We start from the raw sequence: 21,896 nt of genomic DNA, 5'->3' as shown, positions 1-21,896 counted from the left end.
CCCCCATGCAAAGCACCCTCTCCCAATCGCCCGGTAGCCGGTTTTCGCAGTACATGGCATTGACGAAGCCGCGTGTCACGCAGCTCGCGGTGTTCTGCGCGGTGATCGGCATGTTCCTCGCGACGCCGGGCATGGTGCCGTGGCACGTGCTGATCGGCGGTACGGTCGGCATCTGGCTGCTGGCCGGCGCCGCGTTCGCGATCAACTGCCTCGTCGAACAGAAGATCGACGCGATGATGCGCCGCACCGCGTGGCGCCCGTCCGCGCGCGGCGAGATCACGCCCCCGCAGATCCTGATCTTCTCGGCCGTGCTCGGCAGTGTCGGCGCATGGACGCTCTATACGTTCACGAACCCGCTGACGATGTGGCTGACGATCGCCACCTTCGTCGGCTACGCGGTGATCTACACGCTGCTGCTCAAGCCGATGACGCCGCAGAACATCGTGATCGGCGGCGCATCGGGCGCGATGCCGCCGGCGCTCGGCTGGGCCGCGGTCACCGGCGCGGTGCCGGGCGACGCGTGGATCCTCGTGCTGATCATCTTCGTGTGGACGCCGCCGCATTTCTGGGTGCTCGCGTTGTATCGCCGCAAGGATTACGAGAACGCGGGGCTGCCGATGCTGCCGGTCACGCACGGCGAGAAGTTCACGCGGCTGCACATCCTGCTGTACACGGTGATCCTGTTCGCGGTTACGCTGATGCCGTTCATCTCCGGGATGAGCGGGGCCGTCTACCTGACGAGCGCGGTGCTGCTCGGCGCGGTGTTCCTCGCGTATGCGTGGAAGATCCATCGCGACTACTCGGACGAACTCGCCCGCAAGGCCTTCCGCTACTCGATCGTCTACCTGTCGCTGCTGTTCGCCGCGCTGCTCGTCGATCACTATGCACGCCCGCTGCTCGGCGTGTAACCGCACGGTTTGAACGCAATGCTCCAATCACGGTTCGGGCGCCGCGCGCGCCAAGGCTGGATGCTCGCATGCGCATTCACGGCAGCGCTGCTGCTCGCCGGATGCGACAACGCGCCGAAATTCCAGAATCTCGACATCACCGGCAACACGCAGTTCGGCAGCGATTTCTCGCTGCCCGATACGGCCGGCAAGGTACGCACGCTCGCCGATTTCAAGGGTAAGGCCGTCGTGATGTTCTTCGGCTATACGCACTGCCCGGACGTGTGCCCGACGACGATGGCCGAGCTGTCCGAAGCGCTGAAGCAGCTCGGGCCCGATGCCGCGAAGCGCGTGCAGGTGCTGTTCGTCACCGTCGATCCGGAGCGTGACACGCCGGCGCTGCTCGGTCAGTACGTGCCCGCGTTCGATCCGTCGTTCATCGGCCTGCGGCCGGCCGACGAAGCGGCACTGAAGAAGGTCACGAAGGATTTCCGCGTGTACTACGCGAAGGTGCCCGGCAAGACGCCCGGCAGCTACACGATGGATCACACGGCCGCGAGCTACGTGTTCGACCGCGACGGCAAGCTGCGCCTGTTCGTACGCGACGGCCAGGGCCCCGGCCCGTGGGTCCACGACCTGAAGCTGTTGGTCGACTGACCGGCAGCCGCCGGGCGCCCGGCCCGGCGATCACGTGACGGCCGCCTCGCGCCGTCACGTTTTCCCGCTCTCTTCGTTGTTTGCATACGCCGCCCGGCGGGCGGCGTGTCGGCGTGCGCGCGTATCGTGCAGAGGTCGTGCAGAGGTCGCGTTACGGCAGCGCGGGCACGTTGAAGCCGGTTGCGGCACGCGTGATCCGGAATTCCGTCACGCGATACGTGGCGAGCCCCTCGATGACGAACGGATCGGTATTCAGGATCGCGTCCAGTTCGTCGCGATCGATGCGGGCCGCGAGGATCACGCCGCCTTCGCGCGGCACCTTCGGCCCCGCTGCGATGAAGATGCCCTTGTCGAACTGCGGCTGCAGGAATGCGCGATGGCGTTCGAGCGCGTCGTCGATGCGCTCGAGCGATGCGGTGTAGTGAATGTCGATGACGTACATGGATGGCCCTCGGAATGGCGCCGGCTCTTCGTGTGCCGGCTAGCCGGTCTTTTTAGCACAGCAGATGCGGACTGTCGCGCCGGCGGCCGCGGTGCGGCGCAGGGCGCGGGCGGCCTGTCGATCGCCGGTTCGCGGCGCCGGCCGTATTCAAGTTGTAAGCCTCGGTGCCGTAAATGAATGAGCAAGCGTTTGCGCGCGGCAGGCCGTTCGCGCGCAGCGTGCGCATCGACATCGACAGAGGCACGCAGATGAGCAGAATGAGTTTGAACCGCAAGCTGTGGCTCGCGCTTGCGCTGGTATGGATCGGTCTCCTGGGCGTCGGCGCATGGAGCGCGTACGAGACGCGCGCGACGATGCTCGCCGAACGCAAGGCCGGCATCGCGAATCTCGTCGATTCGGCGGCCGGCATCGTGCAGGCGTATCACGCACTCGCGCAGAGCGGTACGCTGCCGGAGGCCGATGCGAAGCGCGACGCGCTCGCGAGCCTCGCCGCGATGCGCTACGGCGATTCGGGCTACGTGTTCGTGATGGACTCGAAGCCGGTCGTGCTGATGCATCCGACGCTGCCGAAGCTCGTCAACACGCAGGTCGGCGACTATCTCGACCCGGACGGCAAGCCGCTGTTCGTCGCGATCCTGAACGCCGCGAAGGAAACCGGCAGCGGCTTCGCCGAGTATCGCGGGCGCCTGCCGCACAGCGAGACCGCCGTGCCGAAGATCAGCTACGTCACGCGATTTACGCCGTGGGACTGGAACATCTCGAGCGGCGTGTTCCTGAAGGACATCGACACCGTCTATTACCGGACGCTGCTCGGCCACCTCGCGGTCGTGTTCGTGATCGGCTTCGTGATCAGCGCGGCGATGCTGGTGATCATCCGCAACGTGCGCAGCAGCCTCGGCGGCGAACCCGACGAAGCGGCCGCGCTCGCGACGCGCATCGCGCAGGGCGACCTGACGCTGCCGGTGCCGGTTCGCGCGGGCGACCGCACGAGCATGATGGCCGCGATGCACGACATGCAGGCTCGGCTGCAGGCGACGATCGGCGGGATTCGCCAGTCGGCCGGATCGATCGCGTCGGCGAGCCGCCAGATCTCGGCCGGCAACGACGACCTGTCGCAGCGCACCGAGGAGCAGGCCGCGTCGCTGGAAGAAACCGCCGCGAGCATGGAGCAGCTGACCGCGACCGTGAAGCAGAACGCCGACAACGCGCGGCAGGCGAGCGGGCTCGCGAACAGCGCATCGGAGATCGCGCGCATGGGGAGCGACGTCGTGAACCGCGTGATCGGCACGATGGGCCAGATCGACGACAGCTCGCGCAAGATCGCCGACATCATCGGCGTGATCGAAGGCATCGCGTTCCAGACCAACATCCTCGCGCTGAACGCGGCGGTCGAAGCCGCACGCGCCGGCGAGCAGGGCCGCGGCTTCGCGGTGGTCGCGGGCGAGGTGCGCTCGCTCGCGCAGCGCAGCGCGACGGCGTCGAAGGAGATCCGCGAGCTGATCGTCGACTCGGTCGAGCGCGTGCGCAACGGGTCGACGCTGGTCGGCCAGGCCGGCACGACGATGGGCGAGATCCTGCAGGCCGTCGCACGCGTGACCGACATCATGGGCGAGATCGCGGCGGCGTCCGAGGAGCAGGCGAGCGGCATCACGCAGGTCGGGCGCGCGGTCACGCAGATGGACCAGGTGACGCAACAGAACGCGGCGCTCGTCGAGGAGGCCGCCGCGGCCGCCGCGTCGCTGCAGGAACAGGCCGCGCGACTGCGCGATACGGTCGGCGCGTTCCGGGTCGGCGGGCAGATGGGCGAGCCTGCATTCGAGACGAAGGCGGCCGGCCGGGCGGCGGTGGCGTAACGCGCTCGGGCCGATGCGCGACTCGCACAAATGCAACTAACGGCCGAATCGCGACACCCCTGCCAGCACCGCTGCGGTGCATACCCATATGAGCGGGATGTATTTCACTTCCCGCCGATCCTGTGACACCATTTGCCCCTTCCTGCGAGTCGGGGCATACCCGTATCGCGCCCCATTTTCAGTCATCCAGTAAGCAAGAAAGCGAGAAACAGATGAAGCGTCGCAGTCTCCTGAAGGTATTTTCCGTGCTGGCCACCGGTGCGGCACTGACGCTGTCGGCAGGCGCGCACGCCGAAGACAAGGTGATCAAGGTCGGCACGGTCGCCGGCCCGGATTCGGAAGTGTGGCAGCTCGTGCAGAAGGTCGCGAAGGAGAAGGAAGGCCTGAACGTGAAGGTCATCGAGTTCAACGACTACGTGCAGCCGAACGCGGCGCTCGACTCGGGCGACCTCGACGCCAACAGCTTCCAGCACCAGCCCTACCTCGACAGCCAGGTGAAGCAGCGCGGCTACAAGCTGGTCAGCGCGGGCCTGACCTACATCTCGCCGATGGGCGTGTACTCGAAGAAGTTCAAGGCGCTGAAGGACCTGCCGCAAGGCGCGAAGGTCGCGGTGCCGAACGATCCGTCGAACGAGAACCGCGCGCTGCTGCTGCTGCAGACGCAAGGCGTGATCAAGCTGAAGGCGGGCGCCGGCACGGGCGGCAACAACGCGACGGTGCTCGACATCGCCGAGAACCCGAAGAAGCTGAAGATCTCCGAACTCGACGCCGCGCAACTGCCGCGCGTGCTGTCGGACGTCGACGCGGCCGTGATCAACACGAACTACGCGCTCGCCGCGAACCTGCAGCCGACCAAGGACGCGATCGCGCTCGAATCGCTGACGAGCCCGTATGCGAACCTGATCGCCGTGCGCGCGAAGGACAAGGACCAGCCGTGGGTGAAGAAGCTGGTCAAGGCATACCAGTCGCCGGAAGTGCGGGAATTCATCAAGAAGCAGTTCAAGGGCTCGATGGTCGCGTCGTTCTGAACGCCGCACACCCGCCTAACCGCTGAACGAAAAGGCCTGCATCGCGCAGGCCTTTTTCATTGGCGCGGCCGATCGACGACGGCCGCACGGTATGGCGCGTTCAACGCCGGCTCACATCTCGCCGCGCCGCGAGCAGATCGACATGATCTGCTGGATCGCATAGTTGTCGCGCACGCCCGGCAGCGACTGCACGACGCACTCGTGAAAACGCCGCTCGCGCGGCAGCAGCATCGCGTTGTTGCGATACAGCGCGTCGCACGAGCGCTGGATCAGCTGCGCCGCCGCGCCGTTGCGGCTTTCGCGCAGCGCATTGAGCATGCAGTCGTCGTATTGCGCACTGCCGTCGGTCAGTGCGAATGCCGCACCCGGCAGCGCCAGCGCGACGGCCGCGCATGCGATGACTCGGCTCCCCCGTTTCATGTGCCCTCCGATGGCGTGGACTGGGTCGGCCGACAGCATAACGTAAAGCCGCGCACGTGGCTGACGCGTTGTGCCGGGGCCGGCCGGAACCCCTGCCGGACGGGCTTCACGCGCGTTCGCGCACGTCGGCGCGCGCTGCAATCCGGGGCGCGATACGAAAGCGCGGAGTCAGGCGGTGGTCTGCGGAAATGGTATCCTCGTGCGTTCGCCGCTGCACGCTTTCCCGGAGCGTGCGCGGGCCGTTCGCCAGCGCGTCGTACGCATGGCGGCGCCCGCCCGACGGCGGCGGGAATCCATCATCCAGAACCGACACAATACGGGGGAGACACACCTATGAAGCGTTTCAAGACTTTCGCGATCCGTTCGATCACGGCCGGCGTGGCCGCACTCGCGCTGGCCGGTGCCGCGCACGCCCAGACCGTCAAGGTGCTGTCGATCGTCGACCACCCGGCGCTCGACGCGATCCGCGACGGCGTGCGCGCCGAGCTGAAGGCGGAAGGTTACGGCGACGACAAGCTCAAGTGGGAATATCAGAGCGCGCAGGGCAACACGGGCACGGCCGCACAGATCGCGCGCAAGTTCGTCGGCGACCAGCCCGACGTGATCGTCGCGATCGCGACGCCGGCCGCGCAGGCGGTGGTGGCCTCGACGAAGAGCGTGCCGGTCGTCTATTCGGGCGTGACCGATCCGGTCGCCGCGCAGCTCGTGAAGGGCTGGGGCGCGTCGGGCACCAACGTGACGGGCGTATCCGACAAGCTGCCGCTCGATCGCCAGGTCGCGCTGATCAAGCGCGTCGTGCCGAATGCGAAGACGGTCGGCATGGTCTACAACCCGGGCGAGGCGAACTCGGTCGTCGTCGTGAAGGAGCTCAAGGAGATCCTCGCGAAGCAGGGGATGACGCTGAAGGAAGCGGCCGCGCCGCGCACCGTCGACATCGGCTCGGCCGCGAAGAGCCTGATCGGCAAGGTCGACGTGATCTACACGAACACCGACAACAACGTCGTGTCCGCGTACGAAGCGCTCGTGAAGGTCGCAAACGAAGCGAAGATCCCGCTCGTCGCCGGCGACACCGACAGCGTGAAGCGCGGCGGCATCGCGGCGCTCGGCATCAACTACGGCGACCTCGGCCGCCAGACGGGCAAGGTCGTCGCGCGCATCCTGAAGGGCGAGAAGCCGGGCGCGATCGCATCGGAAACGAGCAGCAACCTCGAGTTGTTCGCGAACACGGGCGCGGCCGCGAAGCAGGGCGTGACGCTGTCGCCGGATCTGCTCAAGGACGCGAAGACGGTCATCAAGTAAGCCGCGGCCCGACCGCCGCGCTTGCGGGCCCGATCCGGGCCTGAACGACACCGCCGGACGGGCGGCTCCCACCCGGGGCCGCCCGTTCGCTTCGCCCGGCCGTACACGTCCGGCCGGGAAGCAACAGGATTTCCCCATCATGTCTCTGTTCTCGTTTCTGGGCGCGCTGGAGATCGGCCTGATCTTCAGCCTCGTCGCCCTCGGGGTGCTGATCTCGTTTCGCATCCTCAACTTCCCCGACCTCACCGTCGACGGCAGCTTTCCGCTCGGCGGCGCCGTCGCCGCGACGCTGATCTCGGCCGGCTACGACCCGTTCAGCTCGACCTGCATCGCGATCGTCGCGGGCGCGGTGGCCGGCTTCATCACCGGCTGGCTCAACGTGCGCCTGAAGATCATGGACCTGCTCGCCAGTATCCTGATGATGATCGCGCTCTATTCGGTGAACCTGCGGATCATGGGCCGGCCTAACGTGCCGCTCATTACCGAGCCGACCATTTTCACCGTGCTGCAGCCGGACTGGATGCCCGACTACGTGTTGCGCCCGGCGCTGCTCGCGATCGTCGTCGTGGTCGCGAAGCTTGGCCTCGACTGGTTCTTCTCGTCGCAGCTCGGCCTCGCGATGCGCGCGACCGGCGCGAACCCGCGGATGGCGCGTGCGCAGGGCATCGCGACCGGCCGTGCGACGCTCGCCGGGATGGCGCTGTCGAACGCGCTCGTCGCGCTTGCAGGCGCCCTGTTCGCGCAGACGCAGGGCGGCGCGGATATCTCGATGGGGATCGGCACGATCGTGATCGGGCTGGCCGCGGTGATCATCGGCGAGACGCTGCTGCCGGCGCGCCGGCTCGTGCTGACGACGCTCGCCGTCGTGCTCGGCGCGATCGTCTATCGCTTCTTCATCGCGCTTGCGCTCAACAGCGAATTCATCGGGCTGAAGGCGCAGGATCTGAACCTCGTGACGGCGGCGCTCGTCACGATCGCGCTGGTGCTGCCGGCGACGCGCAAGAAGCTGTTCGCGCGCAAGAACGGAGGCGCCTGACATGCTGTCCGCACAAGACCTGAAACTCACGTTCAATCCCGGCACGCCGATCGAGACGCGCGCGCTGCGCGGGCTGTCGCTCGAGATTCCCGACGGCCAGTTCGTCGCGGTGATCGGCTCGAACGGCGCCGGCAAGTCGACCTTCCTCAATGCGGTCAGCGGCGACCAGGCCGTCGATGCGGGACGCATCTCGATCGACGGCACCGATGTGACGCGCAAGGCCGCGTGGGATCGCGCGCACCTCGTCGCGCGCGTGTTCCAGGATCCGATGGCCGGCACCTGCGAGGCGCTGACGATCGAGGAGAACATGGCGCTCGCGATGGCGCGCGGTGCGCGGCGCGGCTTCCGGGCCGCGCTCGACCGGCCGTCGCGCGAGCTGTTCCGCGACAAGCTGCGGCTGCTGAACCTCGGCCTCGAGAACCGGTTGACCGACCGGATCGGGCTGCTGTCGGGCGGCCAGCGGCAGGCGGTGAGCCTGTTGATGGCGTCGCTGCGGCCGTCGCGGATCCTGCTGCTCGACGAGCACACGGCCGCGCTCGACCCGAAGACGGCCGCGTTCGTGCTGGAGCTGACCGCGCGCATCGTCGCCGAGAGCAAGCTGACGACGATGATGGTCACGCACAGCATGCGGCAGGCGCTCGACTACGGCGACCGCACGGTGATGCTGCACCAGGGGCAGGTCGTGCTCGACGTGTCGGGCGACGCGCGCAAGGGGCTCGACGTGCCGGACCTGCTGCAGATGTTCGAGAAGGTGCGGCACGAGCAGCTCGACGACGACGCATTGCTGCTCGGCTGACGGGCGGCAGGCGGGGCCGGCGCGGTGTGCAGGGTGCGCATCGTGCCGGTTGGCCGGCCGGGCCGGGCTCTGCTCGGTTCGGCCCGGCTGTGCGATTCGGTTCGCATGCGCCGCATCGGCGCCCGAGGGGTGTGGCGTCCGTCCGGGCGGTGCGAGCCGGTGATGCCGGGGCGACCCGCCGTCATAGCGTGGGCCTGCCGGCTTTTCACCCGTCTTTCATCTGACGAAATACCGGTTTCGTACCAGTACTGTGCGGCGTGGACGCATTGCCATATACTGTATATCCATACAGTTGTGGGTGGCATCATGCTCGCATCCTCCATTTCTCCCGAATCCCTTCATCCATCGCTGTGGCGCGGCTCGCAGCTCGCGCGCGGCGGCCCGCGCACGATCGAGACCGGCTTCGCGCCGCTGTCGGCCGAGCTGCCGGGCGGCGGCTGGCCGGTCGGCGGGCTCGTCGAACTGCTGGCCGCGCAGCCGGGCTGCGGCGAGATGCGGCTGCTCGCGCCTGCGCTCGCGCACACCGTCAGCGCCCGGCGCCCGCTCGCGCTCGTCGCGCCGCCGCAGTCGCCGCATGCGACCGCGCTCGCCAGTCTCGGCGTGCCGGCCGACGCGCTGCTGTGGCTGCGCGCCGGCAGCCGCACGGATGCGTTGTGGGCCGCCGAGCAGGCACTCAAGACCGGTTGTTGCGGCGCGCTGCTGCTGTGGCAGGACGCGCGGCCCGATGCGCTGCGGCGCCTGCATCTCGCGGCCGCGCGCACGGGCGACACGCTGTTCGTGATGCTGCGCCCGCTGTCGGCCGAGCGGCAACCGTCGCCGGCCGTGCTGCGCGTCGCGCTGTATCCGGTGCCGGGCGGCGTGTCGCTCGACATCGTCAAGCGGCGCGGCCCCGCCCGCAGCGAGCCGCTCGTGCTCGACCTGCCGTCGCCCATCGTGGAGAGCCGCTATGCGCGTCTTGCTCGGCATCCATCTGCCGCGCCTGCCGCTCGACGTGTGCGTCGCGCTTCCGTCTGACGGCGAGGCGGGCGAGGCCGGCAGCGCAGGCAGTGCGGTATTCGAGCAGGGTGTCGTGCTGATCGCCGACGCGGCCGCGCGCCGGCAGGGCGTGCGCGCGGGCATGAAGCGCGGCGGCGTGCTCACGCTCGCGCCGCATACGCAGCTCGTCGAACGCGATCCCGCGCGCGAGGCCGATGCGCTGCGCGCGGTCGCGCTCGCGTTGCTGCGCTTCTCGCCGTGCGTCGCGCTCGGCGACGAAGCCACGCTGCTCGTCGACGTCGGCCCGAGCCTGCGCTTGTTCGGCGGCTTGCCGTCGCTGTGCCGCCAGGTGCGCGCGACGCTCGCGGCGCTCGGCTATGCGGCACGCCTGTCCGCCGCGCCGACCGGGGGCGGCGCGTGGCTGCTCGCGCGTGTGTCGGCCCGTGCGCGGATCCGGCGCCGCGTCGCGAGCCCGGCCTCGCTTGTCCGCGCGCTTGACCGGCTGCCCTGCGTGCTGCTGCCCGATGCGCGTCCGTATGCGGGCTGGTTCGACGGGCTCGGTTGCCGCACGCTCGCCGATCTGCGCGGCCTGCCGCGCGCGGGGCTGCAGCGCCGTTGCGGTCCCGCGTTGCTGGCTGCGCTCGATCGTGCGTATGGCGACGCGGTCGAGCCGCTTGCGTGGATGGCGGTGCCGCCCGTGTTCGACGTGCGGCTCGAATTGCAGGAGCGCGTCGAATACGCGGAAGCCGTGTTGTTCGTGGCGCGGCGGCTCGTCGTGCAGCTGTGCGGCTGGCTGGCCGCGCGGCACCTGTCGCTGGCCGCGATGACGTTCGATCTCGAACACGAGCGCGGCCGCCAGGCCGTGCCGCCGACGCCGCTCGAGCTCGCGTTCGCGTCGCCCGTGCGTGACGAGGCGCATTTCATGCGGCTGCTCGGCGAGCGGCTCGCGCGCGTCGAGTTGCCGGCCGCGGTGATCGCGGTGCGTCTGAAGGCCACGCGCGTCGAATCGGTCGCGCCGCCGGCCGACGATCTTTTCCCCGAGCCGGGCGGCACGCGCGAGACGCGCGCGCGGCTGTTCGAGCTGCTGGTCGCGCGGCTCGGCGCGGACAACGTGCTGCGCGCGGCGCCCGTCGCCGATCACCGGCCCGAGGCGGCGAACCGCTGGCTGCCGCTCGATGCGCAGGCCGGCAAGCCGGCTCCCGGGCCGCCCGCCGTGCCGCCGAGGCCAGCCTGGTTGCTGGCGGAGCCGCTGCCGCTGTTGATGCGCGGGGAGCGGCCGGTATTTCATACGCCGCTGAGGATGATGTCGTCGGTGGAGCGGATCGAGGCCGGGTGGTTCGACGGTCAGCTCGCTGCGCGCGATTACTGCGTCGCGCAGGACGAGGCCGGCGCGTGCTACTGGGTGTTCAAGGAGCGGGCGGGGAGCGAGGCCGAGCCGCGCTGGTTCCTGCACGGCCTGTTCGGGTGAGCGGTCATGGTTGCGGAATTCAGCTGGCTGCCCGATTACGCGGAGTTGTTCTGCCGTTCGAACTTTTCGTTCCTGCATGGCGCGTCGCATGCGGAGGAACTGGTCGAGCGCGCGGTCGAGCTCGGCTATCGCGGGATTGCGATCACCGACGAATGCTCGCTTGCAGGCGCGCCGCGCATGCACGTCGCGGCGAAGGCGAAAGGGTTGCCGCTCGTCATCGGGTCGTATTTCGACGTCACGCCGGATGAAGTCGCGCCTGGCCACGATCCGGGCCCCGGCGCGTTCGGGCTCGTGTTGCTGGCGCAGAATCGCGAGGGCTACGGCAACCTGTCCGAGCTGATTTCGTGGCGGCGGATGGCATCGCCGAAGGGGACTTACAAGCTGACGTCGCGGATGCTGTCGGCGCCGCCTGCCGAGTTTGCGCATTTGCGCGGGATGCCCGACTGCTTCGCGATCCTCGTGCCGACGTATCCGGTGCGTGCTGATGTACTCGATGCGCAGGTCGCGTGGTTTCGCACGACGTTCGGCGAGCGGGCGCGGCTGGGGCTCGTGCAACTGCAGCGCGCGCTGGACGGTGCGCAGCGCGAGGAGATTCGTGCGGCCGGCGAGCGGCGTGGCGTGCGTGTCGTCGCGCTGGGCGACGTGACGATGCACCGGCGCTCATGCAAGGAGCTGCAGGACGTGATGACGGCGATTCGCGTCGGCATGCCGGTTTCCGAGTGCGGGTATGCGCTTGCGCCGAATGCGGAACCGCATTTGCGTGGGCGGAACCGGATCGGGAATCTGTTCTCGCCGGAGGAGATTGCGCAGACGTGCGCGATTCTCGATGCGTGTCCTTTCGAACTGGATTCGCTGCGCTACGAGTATCCCGACGAGATCGTGCCGAAGGGGCTCACGCCGACGAGCTATCTGGAGCAGGAAACCATGGCCGGGGCGGCCACACGCTATCCGCAAGGTGTGCCGGAGAAGGTGTCGAAGCAGATCCGATATGAACTCGACCTGATCGCGCAATTGAGTTACGAGCCGTTCTTCCTGACCGTCTACGACATCGTCAAATACGCGCGCAGCCAGAACATCCTGTGCCAGGGGCGCGGCTCGGCGGCGAACTCGGTCGTCTGCTTCTGCCTCGGCATCACCGAGGTGAATCCCGAGCAGAGCACGATGCTGTTCGAACGCTTCATCAGCGCGGAGCGCGGCGAGCCGCCCGATATCGACGTCGACTTCGAGCATCAGCGCCGGGAAGAGGTGATCCAGCATATCTACGAGAAGTACGGACACAACCGCGCAGCACTCGCAGCCGCCGTATCGACCTATCGTCCGCGCGGCGTGCTGCGCGAAACCGGCAAGGCGCTCGGCGTCGATCCGATGCTGGTCGATCGCGTCGCGAAAGCGCACCGCTGGTTCGACGGTAGCCGCGACCTGCTGCAGCAATTCTCGACGATCGGGCTCGATCCCGAGACGCCGCTCATCCAGGCATGGGCCCGGCTCGCCGCGCGGCTGCTGAACTTTCCGCGTCACCTGTCGCAGCACTCGGGCGGTTTCGTGATCAGCCGCGGCAAGCTCACGCGGCTCGTGCCGGTCGAGAATGCGGCGATGGACGGGCGGCGCGTGATCCAGTGGGATAAAGACGACCTCGAATCGCTCAAGCTGATGAAGGTCGACGTGCTCGCGCTCGGCATGCTGTCGGCGCTGCATCGCGCATTCGACATGCGTACCGCGTGGCGCGGGCCGCCGGAGCCGGATGGCGAGCCGTTCACGCTGAAGCATATTCCGCAGGATGACAAGGCGACTTACGACATGATCTGTCGTGCCGATACGGTTGGCGTGTTCCAGATCGAATCGCGCGCGCAGATGTCGATGCTGCCGCGCCTGCGCCCGGAGACTTACTACGATCTGGTGATCGAGGTGGCGATCGTGCGGCCGGGGCCGATCCAGGGCGGGGCAGTGCACCCTTATCTGAAACGGCGCCAGGGACTCGAAAAGGTCAGTTATCCAAAGGAGGACCTGAAGCCCGCGCTCGAGCGTACGTACGGCGTGCCGATCTTCCAGGAGCAGGTGATGCAGATCGCGATGATCGCGGCAGGCTTCACGCCCGGCGAGGCGGATGAACTGCGTCGCGCGATGGCCGCATGGAAGCGCAAGGGCAATCTCGAGAAATATCACCGCAAGATCGTCGACGGGATGCGCGAGCGCGACTATCCGCCCGACTTCGCCGAACAGATCTTCGAACAGATCAAGGGCTTCGGCGAATACGGTTTCCCCGAAAGCCACGCAGCCAGCTTCGCGAAACTCGCGTACGCCAGCAGCTGGCTCAAATGCCACGAACCGGCGATCTTCCTCGCTGCGCTGCTGAACAGCCAGCCGATGGGTTTCTACCCGCCGTCGCAGCTCGTGCAGGACGCGAAGCGGCACGGCGTGCAGGTGTTGCCGATCGACGTGACGCAAAGCAACTGGGAAGCATCGCTCGAAGCGCTGCCCGATCAGCCGCCGCCGCACGGCCAGCCGGCCGTGCGGCTCGGCCTGTCGCTCGTGCGGGGGCTCGGCGAAGCCGCCGCACGCCGCATCGAAGCCGCGCGCACGGCGGCCGGCCGGTTCGACAACGTCGACACCCTCGCACGCCGCGCGCAACTCGAACGCCGCGATCTCGAAGCGCTCGCCGCCGCGAACGCGCTTGCGACGCTCGCCGGCCATCGCCGCGATGCGCTATGGCAAGCGGTTGCGGCCGCCCCCGAACGCGACCTGCTCGCGACCGCGCCGATCGACGAAGTGGAGAAGCCCGCGCTCGGCGCGCCGTCGGAAGCCGACGACATCCTCGCCGACTATCACACCACCGGCCTCACGCTGAACCGCCATCCCGTCGCGCTGCTGCGGTCCGAACTGCGCGCGCGGCGGCTGTCGTCCGCGGCCGAATTGCACGACCGCCCCGACGGCCGGCTCGCGCGTGCGTGCGGGCTCGTGACCGCGCGGCAGATGCCGGGCACCGCGAAAGGCGTGATGTTCATGACGCTCGAGGACGAAACGGGCTGCGTGAACCTGATCGTCCGGCCCGAGCTGCTCGCGCGGCAGCGCCGCGAAACCCTCGATTCGCGGCTGCTTGCCGCGTCCGGCGTGTGGCAGGTCGCGAGCGACGTGAGGCACCTCGTCGTGCAGCATTTCGAGGATCTGACGCCGCTGCTCGGCGGCCTGCGCACGTCGAGCCGCGAATTCCACTGATTCCACTGACGCAACCGGCGCGCGCCGCCGAACGCGCGATGCGTCGCCACCCGTGCATACCAATCGGCTCAACTGGTCCTATCCAGGTCTCATATTCGTGCCCAAAACCTGGCCGAACCGCGTACTGGAACTGTCCCCTTGCATACCAATCCGGGTAAATCCCTATCCCGTACTTCATTGTAAACAAAGGGTTTGTGGGAGCTAAAACGCTTGCCGGGCAAGGCTTCCGGCGATTTCGGCACCACTAATACCAGTTCGTTGACTGGTATTATGGTGGTTATATAATGCCCTCACTTTCGACGGCCTGCGGTCGTCGTCCGACACCCGGAGGCACATGGAAACCGGCTGGTCCGAACTGGCGCCCGATCCCCTCAGCGATACGCCGCTCTATCTGCAGCTCGCCCGCAATCTGGCGAGCGCGATCCACGCCGGCGCGTGGCGGGCCGGCGAGGCGCTGCCGTCGGAACGGCTGCTGTCGGTGTCGGTCGGCGTGTCGCGGATCACGGCCCGTCGCGCCCTCGCGCTGCTGGTCGAGCAGGGGCTGATCAAGCGGGCGCGCGGGGCGGGCAGCTTCATCACGCCGCGCGTCGCCGATCCGCTGTCGCGTCTCGTCGGCTTCACCGCGAAGATGCAGCAGCGCGGCTTCGTGCCCGATTCGGTGTGGCTGTCGCGCACGCTGCGCGCCGCAAACCGCGACGAGATCACGCGGCTCGGCCTCGCGCCCGGCGCGACGGTGGCGCGGCTCGAACGGCTGCGCCGCGCGGACGGCATCGTGATGGCCGTCGAGCACTCGACGCTGCCGGCCGCGGTGGTGCCCGATCCGCAGGTGCTCGGCGCGTCGCTGTACGAATACCTCGAAGCGCGCGGCATGACCGTCGTGCGCGCGCTGCAGCACTTTCGCGCGGCGAACGCGACCCACGCGATCGCGAAATGGATGGCGGTGAAGCCGGGATCGGCCCTGCTGGTGATCACGCGGATCGGCTACGGCGCCGACCAGCGCGCGATCGAAGTGAGTGAAACGTATTGCCGCGACGATTACTACGACTTCGTCGCCGAACTGAAACGCTGACGCGCGAGACTGCCCGCGCGCGACACGCGTGAAGCAACGACACGGATTTGCAAATCACGACGCGGATGCCCGCGTCACCAGATCATCAAGAGAACGTCATGCTGACTGGAAACATCCTTACCCCCGACGGCTGGATTCACGGTTCGCTCGATAGCGAGAACGGCCGCATCACGACCCTCGACGGCAAGCCCGTCGATCCCGCGAAGAACGACGCGCCTTACATCCTGCCCGGCTTCATCGACCTGCACGTGCACGGCGGTGGCGGTGCCGACGTGATGGAAGGCGGCGACGCGATCGAGACGATCGCCCGCACGCACGCGCAATTCGGCACGACGAGCCTGCTCGCGACGACGATGACCGCGCCGCGCGACGAACTGATGCAGGTCGTCGCGAACCTCGGCACCGTCGCGCGCACCCGCACGCCGGGCGGCGCGCGTGTGCTCGGCGTGCACCTCGAAGGCCCGTACATCAACCCCGGCAAACTCGGCGCGCAGCCCGACGCGGCCGTGTCGGCCGTGCTCGACGAAGTGCTGAAGTACCTGTCGATCGCGCCGATCCGCGTCGTCACGCTCGCGCCGGAAATCGCCGGCCACATCGAGATCATCGGCGAGATGGCCGCGCGCGGCGTGCGCGTCCAGCTCGGCCATTCGCTCGCAACCTACGACGACGCGGTGGCCGCGCTCAAGCACGGCGCGTGCGGTTTCACGCACCTGTTCAACGCGATGTCGCCGCTGCATCACCGCAACCCGGGCCTGGTGGGTGCGGCGCTTGCCCACGCCGAATACGCGGAAATCATCCCCGACCTGCTGCACGTCCACCCGGGCGCGATTCGTGCTGCGCTGCGCGCGATCCCGCGCCTGTACGTCGTGACCGACAGCACGTCCGCAACGGGCATGCCCGACGGCGAATACCGGCTCGGCAGCCAGCACGTGACGAAGTGCCTCGGCGGCGTGCGCCTCGCCGACGGCACGCTCGCCGGCAGCACGCTGACGATGGACCAGGCGCTGCGCAACCTCGTGTCGCTCGGCCTGCCGATCGCCGACGTGTCGAACCGGATGTCGCGCTACGCGGCCGACTACCTTGGCGTCGCCGATCGCGGCCGCCTCGAGCGCGGCGCATGGGCCGACCTCGCGGTGTTCGACCGCGACCTGAACCTCACCGCGACCTACGTCGAAGGAGAATCGATTGTCGAATATGCTTAAGGAAGCGCGCGAGTCCGCCCAGGTCGTCGCCGCGCAGATCGCCGACACGACGCGCGTCGAAGCGCTCGCCGGCCAATTGCTCGATCACCCGCCGGCCGTCGCGCTGACGGTCGCGCGCGGCAGCTCGGATCACGCCGCGAGCTATTTCGCGAGCCTGACGATGAGCCGCCTCGGCGTGCCGGTCGCGTCGCTGCCGATGTCGGTCGCGACGCTGCAGCAGGCGCCGCTGAAGGTGCAGGACCAGCTCGCGATCGCCTTCTCCCAGTCGGGCAAGAGCCCCGATCTCGTCAATACGATGGCCGCGCTGCGCGAAGCCGGCGCGCGCACCGTCGCCGCCGTGAACGTGCTGCCGTCGCCGCTCGCCGACGCGTGCGAGCACCAGTTGCCGCTGCTCGCCGGCCCCGAACTGTCGGTGGCCGCGACGAAGAGCTATATCGCGATGCTGTCGTTGTCCGCGCAGATCGTCGCGTACTGGCAGCGCGACGCCGCGCTGATGACCGCACTGCGCGGCCTGCCCGACGTGCTCGCACAGGCCGGCCAGCTCGACTGGTCGCAGGCGGTGGCCGCGCTGGCGGGTGTCGAGCGGATGATCGTGATCGGCCGCGGCCTGGGCCTCGCGATCGCGCAGGAAGCCGCGCTGAAGCTGAAGGAGACGTCCGGCATCCAGGCCGAGGCGTTCTCGAGTGCCGAAGTCCGTCACGGCCCGATGGAGCTGATCGACCGCGACTATCCGCTGCTCGTGTTCGCCCCGCCGGGGCCCGAGCAGGCCGGCCTGCTGCAGCTTGCCGCGGACATGCGCGCCCGCGGCGCCGCCGTGCTGCTCGCGGCGCCCGCCGGCATACCCGGCGCGACGCTGCCGCTCGCGCAGTCCGCCCATTCGGCGCTCGACCCGATCGCCGCCATTCTTTCGTTCTACGTGATGGCGGCGGATCTCGCCGTTGCGCGCGGCCGCAATCCGGACACGCCGCGCCACCTGAACAAAGTCACCGAAACGCACTGATAGCCGAGACCGCCGATGAGACGCGCCGAGGAGTCCCAGTTGAAGAGCCCCACCCACGATCAGATCGTCCTGCTTAGCCCCATGACGGGGCCGATCGTCGCACTGGCCGACGTGCCCGATCCGGTGTTCTCCGGCGGGATGTTCGGCGACGGCATCGGCATCGACCCGCTCGCGGGCCAGCTCGTCGCGCCGTGCGCGGGCGTCGTGTCGCATCTCGCGCGCACGGGCCACGCGGTGACGATCACGACGCCGCAAGGCGCGGAAGTGCTGCTGCACATCGGCATCGACACGGTCGAGCTGAACGGGCAGGGTTTCATCGCGCACGTCGAGGCCGGCGCGCGTGTCGAGGCCGGCACGCTGCTGATCGAGTTCGACCAGGATGCGGTGGCGCGCAGCGCGCATTCGCTCGTGTCGGTGATCGCGATCGCCAACTCGGATGCGTTCGAGGTGGTCGACCGCGCGAGCGGTTTCGCGACGGCCGGCGAGACCCCGCTGCTCGCGCTGCGCGGCAAGGGCGAAGCGGCCGCGCAGGCGGCACAAACCGGCGCCGCGGCGCAGAACGAAGTACGCCGTGAAATCGTGCTGGCGCAGCCGGGCGGCCTGCATGCGCGGCCGGCCGCGCGGGCGCGTGAAGCCGTGCGCGGGTTCGACGCGACCGTCGACGTGCTGTTCGACGGCCGCAAGGCGTCGATCGCGAGCGTCGTCGGCCTGCTCGGCCTCGGCGCCGGCGAAGGCGCGACGGTCGAACTGGTCGGCCGTGGCGCGCATGCGCAGCAGGCCGTCGATGCGGTCGAGCACGAGCTGCTGCGCGAAGCGCACGGCGAAGTCGAGGAGAAACCGGCGCGGCTGAGGTCGCCCGCGCCGCAGACGGTCGCACGCAACGTCGGTGCGCCCATCGACCCGAACACGCTGGCAGGCGTGTGCGCGGCACCCGGCATCGCGGTCGGCACGCTGGTGCGTCTCGATGATGCGGAAATCATGCCGCCCGAACAGGCCGCCGGCACGCCGGCCACGGAAAGCCGCCAGCTCGACCAGGCGCTGAAGGCCGTCGACGCCGAACTCGACGAAACGGTGCGCAATGCATCGGCGCGCGGCGCGGTCGGCGAAGCGGGCATCTTCGCGGTGCACCGCGTGCTGCTGGAAGACCCGACGCTGATCGACGCGGCGCGCGACCTGATCAGCCTCGGCAAGAGCGCGGGCTTCGCGTGGCGCGCGACGATCCGCACGCAGATCGACACGCTGTCGAAACTCGACGATGCGCTGCTCGCCGAACGCGCGGCCGACCTGCGCGACATCGAGAAGCGCGTGCTGCGCGCGCTCGGCCATACGAACGGTGCGGCACGTGCGCTGCCCGACGAAGCGGTGCTCGCGGCCGAGGAATTCACGCCGTCCGACCTGTCGTCGCTCGATCGCCAGCGCGTGACCGCGCTCGTGATGGCGCGCGGCGGCGCGACGTCGCACGCGGCGATCATCGCGCGGCAGCTCGGCATTCCGGCGCTGGTGGCGGTCGGCGATGCGCTGTACGCGATTCCGGACGGCACGCAGGTCGTCGTCGATGCGAGCGCGGGCCGGCTCGAACACGCGCCGACCGCGCTCGACGTCGAACGTGCGCGGCACGAGCGCCAGCGCCTGGACGGCGTGCGCGAGGCGAATCGGCAATTGGCGGGTGAAGCCGCCTCGACCGTCGATGGCCGTGCGATCGAGGTCGCCGCGAACATCGCGACGCTCGACGACGCGAACACCGCGGTCGACAACGGCGCCGATGCAGTCGGCCTGCTGCGTACCGAACTGATGTTCATCCATCGCCAGGCCGCGCCGACGGTCGTCGAGCACCAGCAGAGCTACCAGTCGATCGTCGACGCGCTGCAGGGCCGCACGGCGATCATCCGCACGCTCGACGTCGGCGCCGACAAGGAAGTCGACTACCTGACGCTGCCGCCTGAACCGAACCCGGCGCTCGGCCTGCGCGGCATCCGTCTCGCGCAGGTGCGCCCCGATCTGCTCGACGATCAGCTGCAGGGCCTGCTCGCGGTGAAGCCGTTCGGCGCGGTGCGCATCCTGCTGCCGATGGTGACCGACGCGGGCGAGCTCGTGCGCCTGAAAAAGAGCATCGACGAATTCGCGCGCGTACTGGGCCGCACCGAGCCGATCGAGGTCGGCGTGATGATCGAGGTGCCGTCGGCCGCGCTGCTGGCCGATCAGCTCGCGCAGCACGCGGACTTCCTGTCGATCGGCACCAACGACCTGACGCAGTACACGCTCGCGATGGACCGCTGCCAGGCCGACCTGGCCGCGCAATCCGACGGCCTGCATCCGGCCGTGCTGCGCCTGATCGACATCGCGGTGCGCGGCGCCGCGAAGCACGGCAAGTGGGTGGGCGTGTGCGGCGCGCTCGGCGGCGATCCGCTGGCGGTGCCGATCCTGGTGGGCCTCGGCGTGACCGAACTGTCGGTCGACCCCGTATCGGTGCCGGGCATCAAGGCGCGTGTGCGCCGTCTCGATTACCAGTTGTGCCGTCAGCGCGCGCAGGATCTGCTCGCGCTCGATTCGGCACAGGCGGTAAGGGCAGCAAGCCGCGAGGTCTGGCCGCTCGACTGAGCGTCGACGGCAGGTTCGCGACCGGTTTCAAGACGAAAGCAATTAGGTCAACGACGATTAATGACGAGACAAGGATTGGAGGACTGAATGAACGGGAATCCGTTTCTGAAAATACAGGGCCTGGGCCGGGCGCTGATGCTGCCGATCGCGGTATTGCCGGTCGCCGGCATCCTGCTGCGACTCGGCCAGCCGGACGTGTTCAACATCAAGATGATCGCCGACGCCGGCGGCGCGATCTTCGACAACCTGCCGCTGCTGTTCGCGATCGGCGTGGCGGTCGGCTTCGCGAAGGACAACAACGGCGTGGCGGCGCTCGCGGGCGCGATCGGCTACCTGATCGAAACCGCGATCATGAAGGACATCGATCCCAAGCTGAACATGGGCGTGCTGTCCGGGATCATCGCCGGTGTGGTCGCAGGGCTGCTGTACAACCGCTATAAGGACATCAAGCTGCCCGACTACCTCGCGTTCTTCGGCGGCAAACGGTTCGTGCCGATCATCACGGGGCTGGTCTGCGTGGTACTCGGCATCGCGTTCGGGTACGTGTGGCAGCCGGTCCAGCATCTGATCGACGCGGCCGGCCAGTGGCTGACGACGGCGGGCGCGATCGGTGCGTTCGTGTTCGGCTTTTTGAACCGACTGCTGCTCGTCACGGGCCTGCATCACATCATCAACTCGCTCGCATGGTTCGTGTTCGGCAACTTCACGCCGCCCGCCGGCGGCGAGATCGTGCACGGCGACCTGCACCGCTTCTTCGCGGGCGACCCGACCGCGGGCACCTTCATGGCCGGCTTCTTCCCGATCATGATGTTCGGCCTGCCGGCCGCGTGTCTCGCGATGCTGCACGAAGCGCCGAAGGAACGCCGTGCGATGGTCGGCGGCCTGCTGTTCTCGATGGCGCTCACGTCGTTCCTGACCGGCGTGACCGAGCCGATCGAATTCAGCTTCATGTTCCTCGCGCCGGTGCTGTACGTGATCCACGCGGTGCTGACGGGGCTGTCGCTCGCGATCTGCCAGATCCTCGGCGTGAAGCTCGGCTTCACGTTCTCGGCCGGCGCGATCGACTATGTGCTGAACTACGGGCTGTCGACGAAGGGCTGGATCGCGATCCCGCTCGGCATCGCGTACGGCGCCGCGTACTACGGGCTGTTCCGCTTCTTCATCCGCAAGTTCAACATGGCCACGCCGGGCCGTGAGCCGGCTTCGGCCGACGCGGCCGCGGAATCGTACGCATCGGGCGGCTTCGTCGCGCCGGCTGCAGGTGCCGCTGCGGTTGCCGCTGCACCGCGTGCGCAACGCTACATCGCCGCGCTCGGCGGGGCAGGCAACCTGTCGGTCGTCGACGCGTGCACGACGCGCCTGCGCCTGACCGTCGTCGACCCGGAGAAGGTCTCGGAGCCGGAACTGAAGTCGATCGGCGCGCGCGGCGTGCTCAAGCGCGGCGGCAACAGCGTGCAGGTGATCATCGGGCCGGAGGCCGACATCATTGCCGACGAGATGCGTGCGGCCATCGGCAGCGGCGCGGCAGGCGCGGCATCGACGGCGACGGCCGCCGCGGCACAGCCCGTCACGGGCGCGGCCGCCGGCCCGCTCGATCCGGAGCCGACGCGCTGGCTCGCGGTGTTCGGCGGCGCGACCAACGTCGTGTCGCTCGACGCGGTCGCGACCACGCGCCTGCGGGTGGTCGTACGCGATCCGTCGGCGGTCGATCGCGATCGTCTCGGTGCGCTCGACGTCGCATGGGTGTCGCTCGACACGTTCCACATCGTCTGCGGCAACGCGGCGGCGCGCTATGCCGAACAGCTCGGCGCGCGCCTGCCGCCGTCGGGCAGCGGGGCGGCCGCACAACCGGCCTGATGCTGATGCGATGAAGCCGATCCGATCCGCGCTGCGGGTTCGGGCCGGCTGGTAAAACGAAAACGGCTTGCGATGCGTCGCAAGCCGTTTTTCTTT

17 protein-coding genes are annotated in these 21,896 nt (G+C 68.7%); 15 read left to right on the top strand and 2 right to left on the bottom strand.

The window, feature by feature from the left end; genetic code table 11:
• Nucleotides 1-5 precede the first annotated feature (5 nt).
• A complete protein-coding gene (gene cyoE / locus CFB43_RS15700) occupies nucleotides 6-908 on the top strand; it encodes a heme o synthase (RefSeq protein ID WP_089441071.1) in 903 nt (300 codons plus the stop codon).
• An 18-nt stretch (nucleotides 909-926) separates the two neighbouring features.
• Nucleotides 927-1,544, top strand: coding sequence for an SCO family protein (locus CFB43_RS15695; protein ID WP_043187233.1), 618 nt, complete (start codon nucleotides 927-929; stop codon nucleotides 1,542-1,544).
• Between the two features lie 151 nt (nucleotides 1,545-1,695).
• Here CFB43_RS15695 and CFB43_RS15690 read toward each other — a convergent pair whose 3' ends face one another.
• Entirely contained in the window at nucleotides 1,696-1,986 is a 291-nt protein-coding gene (locus CFB43_RS15690; RefSeq protein ID WP_089441070.1) for a YciI family protein, read from the bottom strand.
• Nucleotides 1,987-2,234: 248 nt separating this feature from the next.
• Here CFB43_RS15690 and CFB43_RS15685 point away from each other — a divergent pair, with 248 nt between their 5' ends.
• The gene (locus CFB43_RS15685) at nucleotides 2,235-3,839 is read left to right on the top strand and encodes a methyl-accepting chemotaxis protein (protein WP_089495896.1); all 1,605 of its coding nucleotides are present in this window, start codon (nucleotides 2,235-2,237) and stop codon (nucleotides 3,837-3,839) included.
• A 212-nt stretch (nucleotides 3,840-4,051) separates the two neighbouring features.
• The gene (locus tag CFB43_RS15680; RefSeq protein ID WP_089441069.1) at nucleotides 4,052-4,867 is read left to right on the top strand and encodes a MetQ/NlpA family ABC transporter substrate-binding protein; all 816 of its coding nucleotides are present in this window, start codon (nucleotides 4,052-4,054) and stop codon (nucleotides 4,865-4,867) included.
• A 111-nt stretch (nucleotides 4,868-4,978) separates the two neighbouring features.
• On the opposite strand, the gene CFB43_RS15675 is transcribed toward CFB43_RS15680, so the two are convergent.
• A complete protein-coding gene (locus tag CFB43_RS15675; protein ID WP_089441068.1) occupies nucleotides 4,979-5,287 on the bottom strand; it encodes a VF_A0006 family four-cysteine protein in 309 nt (102 codons plus the stop codon).
• 333 nt (nucleotides 5,288-5,620) lie between these two features.
• Here CFB43_RS15675 and CFB43_RS15670 point away from each other — a divergent pair, with 333 nt between their 5' ends.
• The 11 genes from CFB43_RS15670 (at nucleotide 5,621) to nagE (ending at nucleotide 21,800) form a co-directional block, all read left to right on the top strand.
• On the top strand, nucleotides 5,621-6,586 hold the full coding sequence (locus tag CFB43_RS15670; RefSeq protein ID WP_089495680.1) for an ABC transporter substrate-binding protein: 966 nt from the start codon (nucleotides 5,621-5,623) through the stop codon (nucleotides 6,584-6,586).
• A 139-nt stretch (nucleotides 6,587-6,725) separates the two neighbouring features.
• Nucleotides 6,726-7,622 (top strand): ABC transporter permease, encoded by an 897-nt coding sequence (locus tag CFB43_RS15665; protein WP_039346181.1) that lies wholly within the window; start codon nucleotides 6,726-6,728, stop codon nucleotides 7,620-7,622.
• A gap of 1 nt (nucleotide 7,623) precedes the next feature.
• The gene (locus CFB43_RS15660; RefSeq protein ID WP_011353261.1) at nucleotides 7,624-8,418 is read left to right on the top strand and encodes an ABC transporter ATP-binding protein; all 795 of its coding nucleotides are present in this window, start codon (nucleotides 7,624-7,626) and stop codon (nucleotides 8,416-8,418) included.
• Between the two features lie 306 nt (nucleotides 8,419-8,724).
• Nucleotides 8,725-9,432, top strand: a complete 708-nt coding sequence (gene imuA, locus CFB43_RS15655) for a translesion DNA synthesis-associated protein ImuA (RefSeq protein WP_089461670.1) — start codon at nucleotides 8,725-8,727, stop codon at nucleotides 9,430-9,432.
• Complete coding sequence (locus tag CFB43_RS15650) at nucleotides 9,365-10,861, top strand: Y-family DNA polymerase (protein ID WP_089495679.1); 1,497 nt, start codon at nucleotides 9,365-9,367, stop codon at nucleotides 10,859-10,861. The genes imuA and CFB43_RS15650 overlap by 68 nt, the downstream gene beginning before the upstream one ends.
• A gap of 6 nt (nucleotides 10,862-10,867) precedes the next feature.
• Nucleotides 10,868-14,074, top strand: a complete 3,207-nt coding sequence (locus CFB43_RS15645; RefSeq protein WP_089495678.1) for an error-prone DNA polymerase — start codon at nucleotides 10,868-10,870, stop codon at nucleotides 14,072-14,074.
• A 334-nt stretch (nucleotides 14,075-14,408) separates the two neighbouring features.
• Nucleotides 14,409-15,143, top strand: coding sequence for a GntR family transcriptional regulator (locus CFB43_RS15640; protein ID WP_043187255.1), 735 nt, complete (start codon nucleotides 14,409-14,411; stop codon nucleotides 15,141-15,143).
• A 98-nt stretch (nucleotides 15,144-15,241) separates the two neighbouring features.
• The gene (nagA, locus tag CFB43_RS15635; protein WP_047852242.1) at nucleotides 15,242-16,345 is read left to right on the top strand and encodes an N-acetylglucosamine-6-phosphate deacetylase; all 1,104 of its coding nucleotides are present in this window, start codon (nucleotides 15,242-15,244) and stop codon (nucleotides 16,343-16,345) included.
• Nucleotides 16,338-17,345, top strand: coding sequence for an SIS domain-containing protein (locus CFB43_RS15630; RefSeq protein WP_179250069.1), 1,008 nt, complete (start codon nucleotides 16,338-16,340; stop codon nucleotides 17,343-17,345). Before nagA ends, CFB43_RS15630 begins: the two co-directional genes overlap by 8 nt.
• A 15-nt stretch (nucleotides 17,346-17,360) precedes the next feature.
• On the top strand, nucleotides 17,361-19,943 hold the full coding sequence (ptsP, locus tag CFB43_RS15625; protein ID WP_089495677.1) for a phosphoenolpyruvate--protein phosphotransferase: 2,583 nt from the start codon (nucleotides 17,361-17,363) through the stop codon (nucleotides 19,941-19,943).
• An 87-nt stretch (nucleotides 19,944-20,030) separates the two neighbouring features.
• Nucleotides 20,031-21,800 (top strand): N-acetylglucosamine-specific PTS transporter subunit IIBC, encoded by a 1,770-nt coding sequence (gene nagE / locus CFB43_RS15620; protein ID WP_089495676.1) that lies wholly within the window; start codon nucleotides 20,031-20,033, stop codon nucleotides 21,798-21,800.
• Nucleotides 21,801-21,896: the final 96 nt, after the last annotated feature.

It is taken from the genome of Burkholderia sp. AU15512 (genome assembly GCF_002223325.1).
GTDB lineage: Bacteria > Pseudomonadota > Gammaproteobacteria > Burkholderiales > Burkholderiaceae > Burkholderia.
The sequence above is the reverse complement of the archived record's forward strand: the minus strand, read 5'-3'. Positions and strand labels throughout refer to the sequence as shown.

Coding starts and splice junctions, on each gene's coding strand:
- CFB43_RS15695 (WP_043187233.1), top strand. CDS start 927: ATGCTCCAATCACGGTTCGGGCGCCGCGCGCGCCAAGGCTGGATGCTC.
- CFB43_RS15640 (WP_043187255.1), top strand. CDS start 14,409: ATGGAAACCGGCTGGTCCGAACTGGCGCCCGATCCCCTCAGCGATACG.
- CFB43_RS15660 (WP_011353261.1), top strand. CDS start 7,624: ATGCTGTCCGCACAAGACCTGAAACTCACGTTCAATCCCGGCACGCCG.
- CFB43_RS15680 (WP_089441069.1), top strand. CDS start 4,052: ATGAAGCGTCGCAGTCTCCTGAAGGTATTTTCCGTGCTGGCCACCGGT.
- CFB43_RS15665 (WP_039346181.1), top strand. CDS start 6,726: ATGTCTCTGTTCTCGTTTCTGGGCGCGCTGGAGATCGGCCTGATCTTC.
- CFB43_RS15630 (WP_179250069.1), top strand. CDS start 16,338: ATGCTTAAGGAAGCGCGCGAGTCCGCCCAGGTCGTCGCCGCGCAGATC.
- CFB43_RS15675 (WP_089441068.1), bottom strand. CDS start 5,287: ATGAAACGGGGGAGCCGAGTCATCGCATGCGCGGCCGTCGCGCTGGCG.
- CFB43_RS15650 (WP_089495679.1), top strand. CDS start 9,365: ATGCGCGTCTTGCTCGGCATCCATCTGCCGCGCCTGCCGCTCGACGTG.
- CFB43_RS15670 (WP_089495680.1), top strand. CDS start 5,621: ATGAAGCGTTTCAAGACTTTCGCGATCCGTTCGATCACGGCCGGCGTG.
- nagE (WP_089495676.1), top strand. CDS start 20,031: ATGAACGGGAATCCGTTTCTGAAAATACAGGGCCTGGGCCGGGCGCTG.
- imuA (WP_089461670.1), top strand. CDS start 8,725: ATGCTCGCATCCTCCATTTCTCCCGAATCCCTTCATCCATCGCTGTGG.
- ptsP (WP_089495677.1), top strand. CDS start 17,361: ATGAGACGCGCCGAGGAGTCCCAGTTGAAGAGCCCCACCCACGATCAG.
- nagA (WP_047852242.1), top strand. CDS start 15,242: ATGCTGACTGGAAACATCCTTACCCCCGACGGCTGGATTCACGGTTCG.
- cyoE (WP_089441071.1), top strand. CDS start 6: ATGCAAAGCACCCTCTCCCAATCGCCCGGTAGCCGGTTTTCGCAGTAC.
- CFB43_RS15685 (WP_089495896.1), top strand. CDS start 2,235: ATGAGCAGAATGAGTTTGAACCGCAAGCTGTGGCTCGCGCTTGCGCTG.
- CFB43_RS15645 (WP_089495678.1), top strand. CDS start 10,868: ATGGTTGCGGAATTCAGCTGGCTGCCCGATTACGCGGAGTTGTTCTGC.
- CFB43_RS15690 (WP_089441070.1), bottom strand. CDS start 1,986: ATGTACGTCATCGACATTCACTACACCGCATCGCTCGAGCGCATCGAC.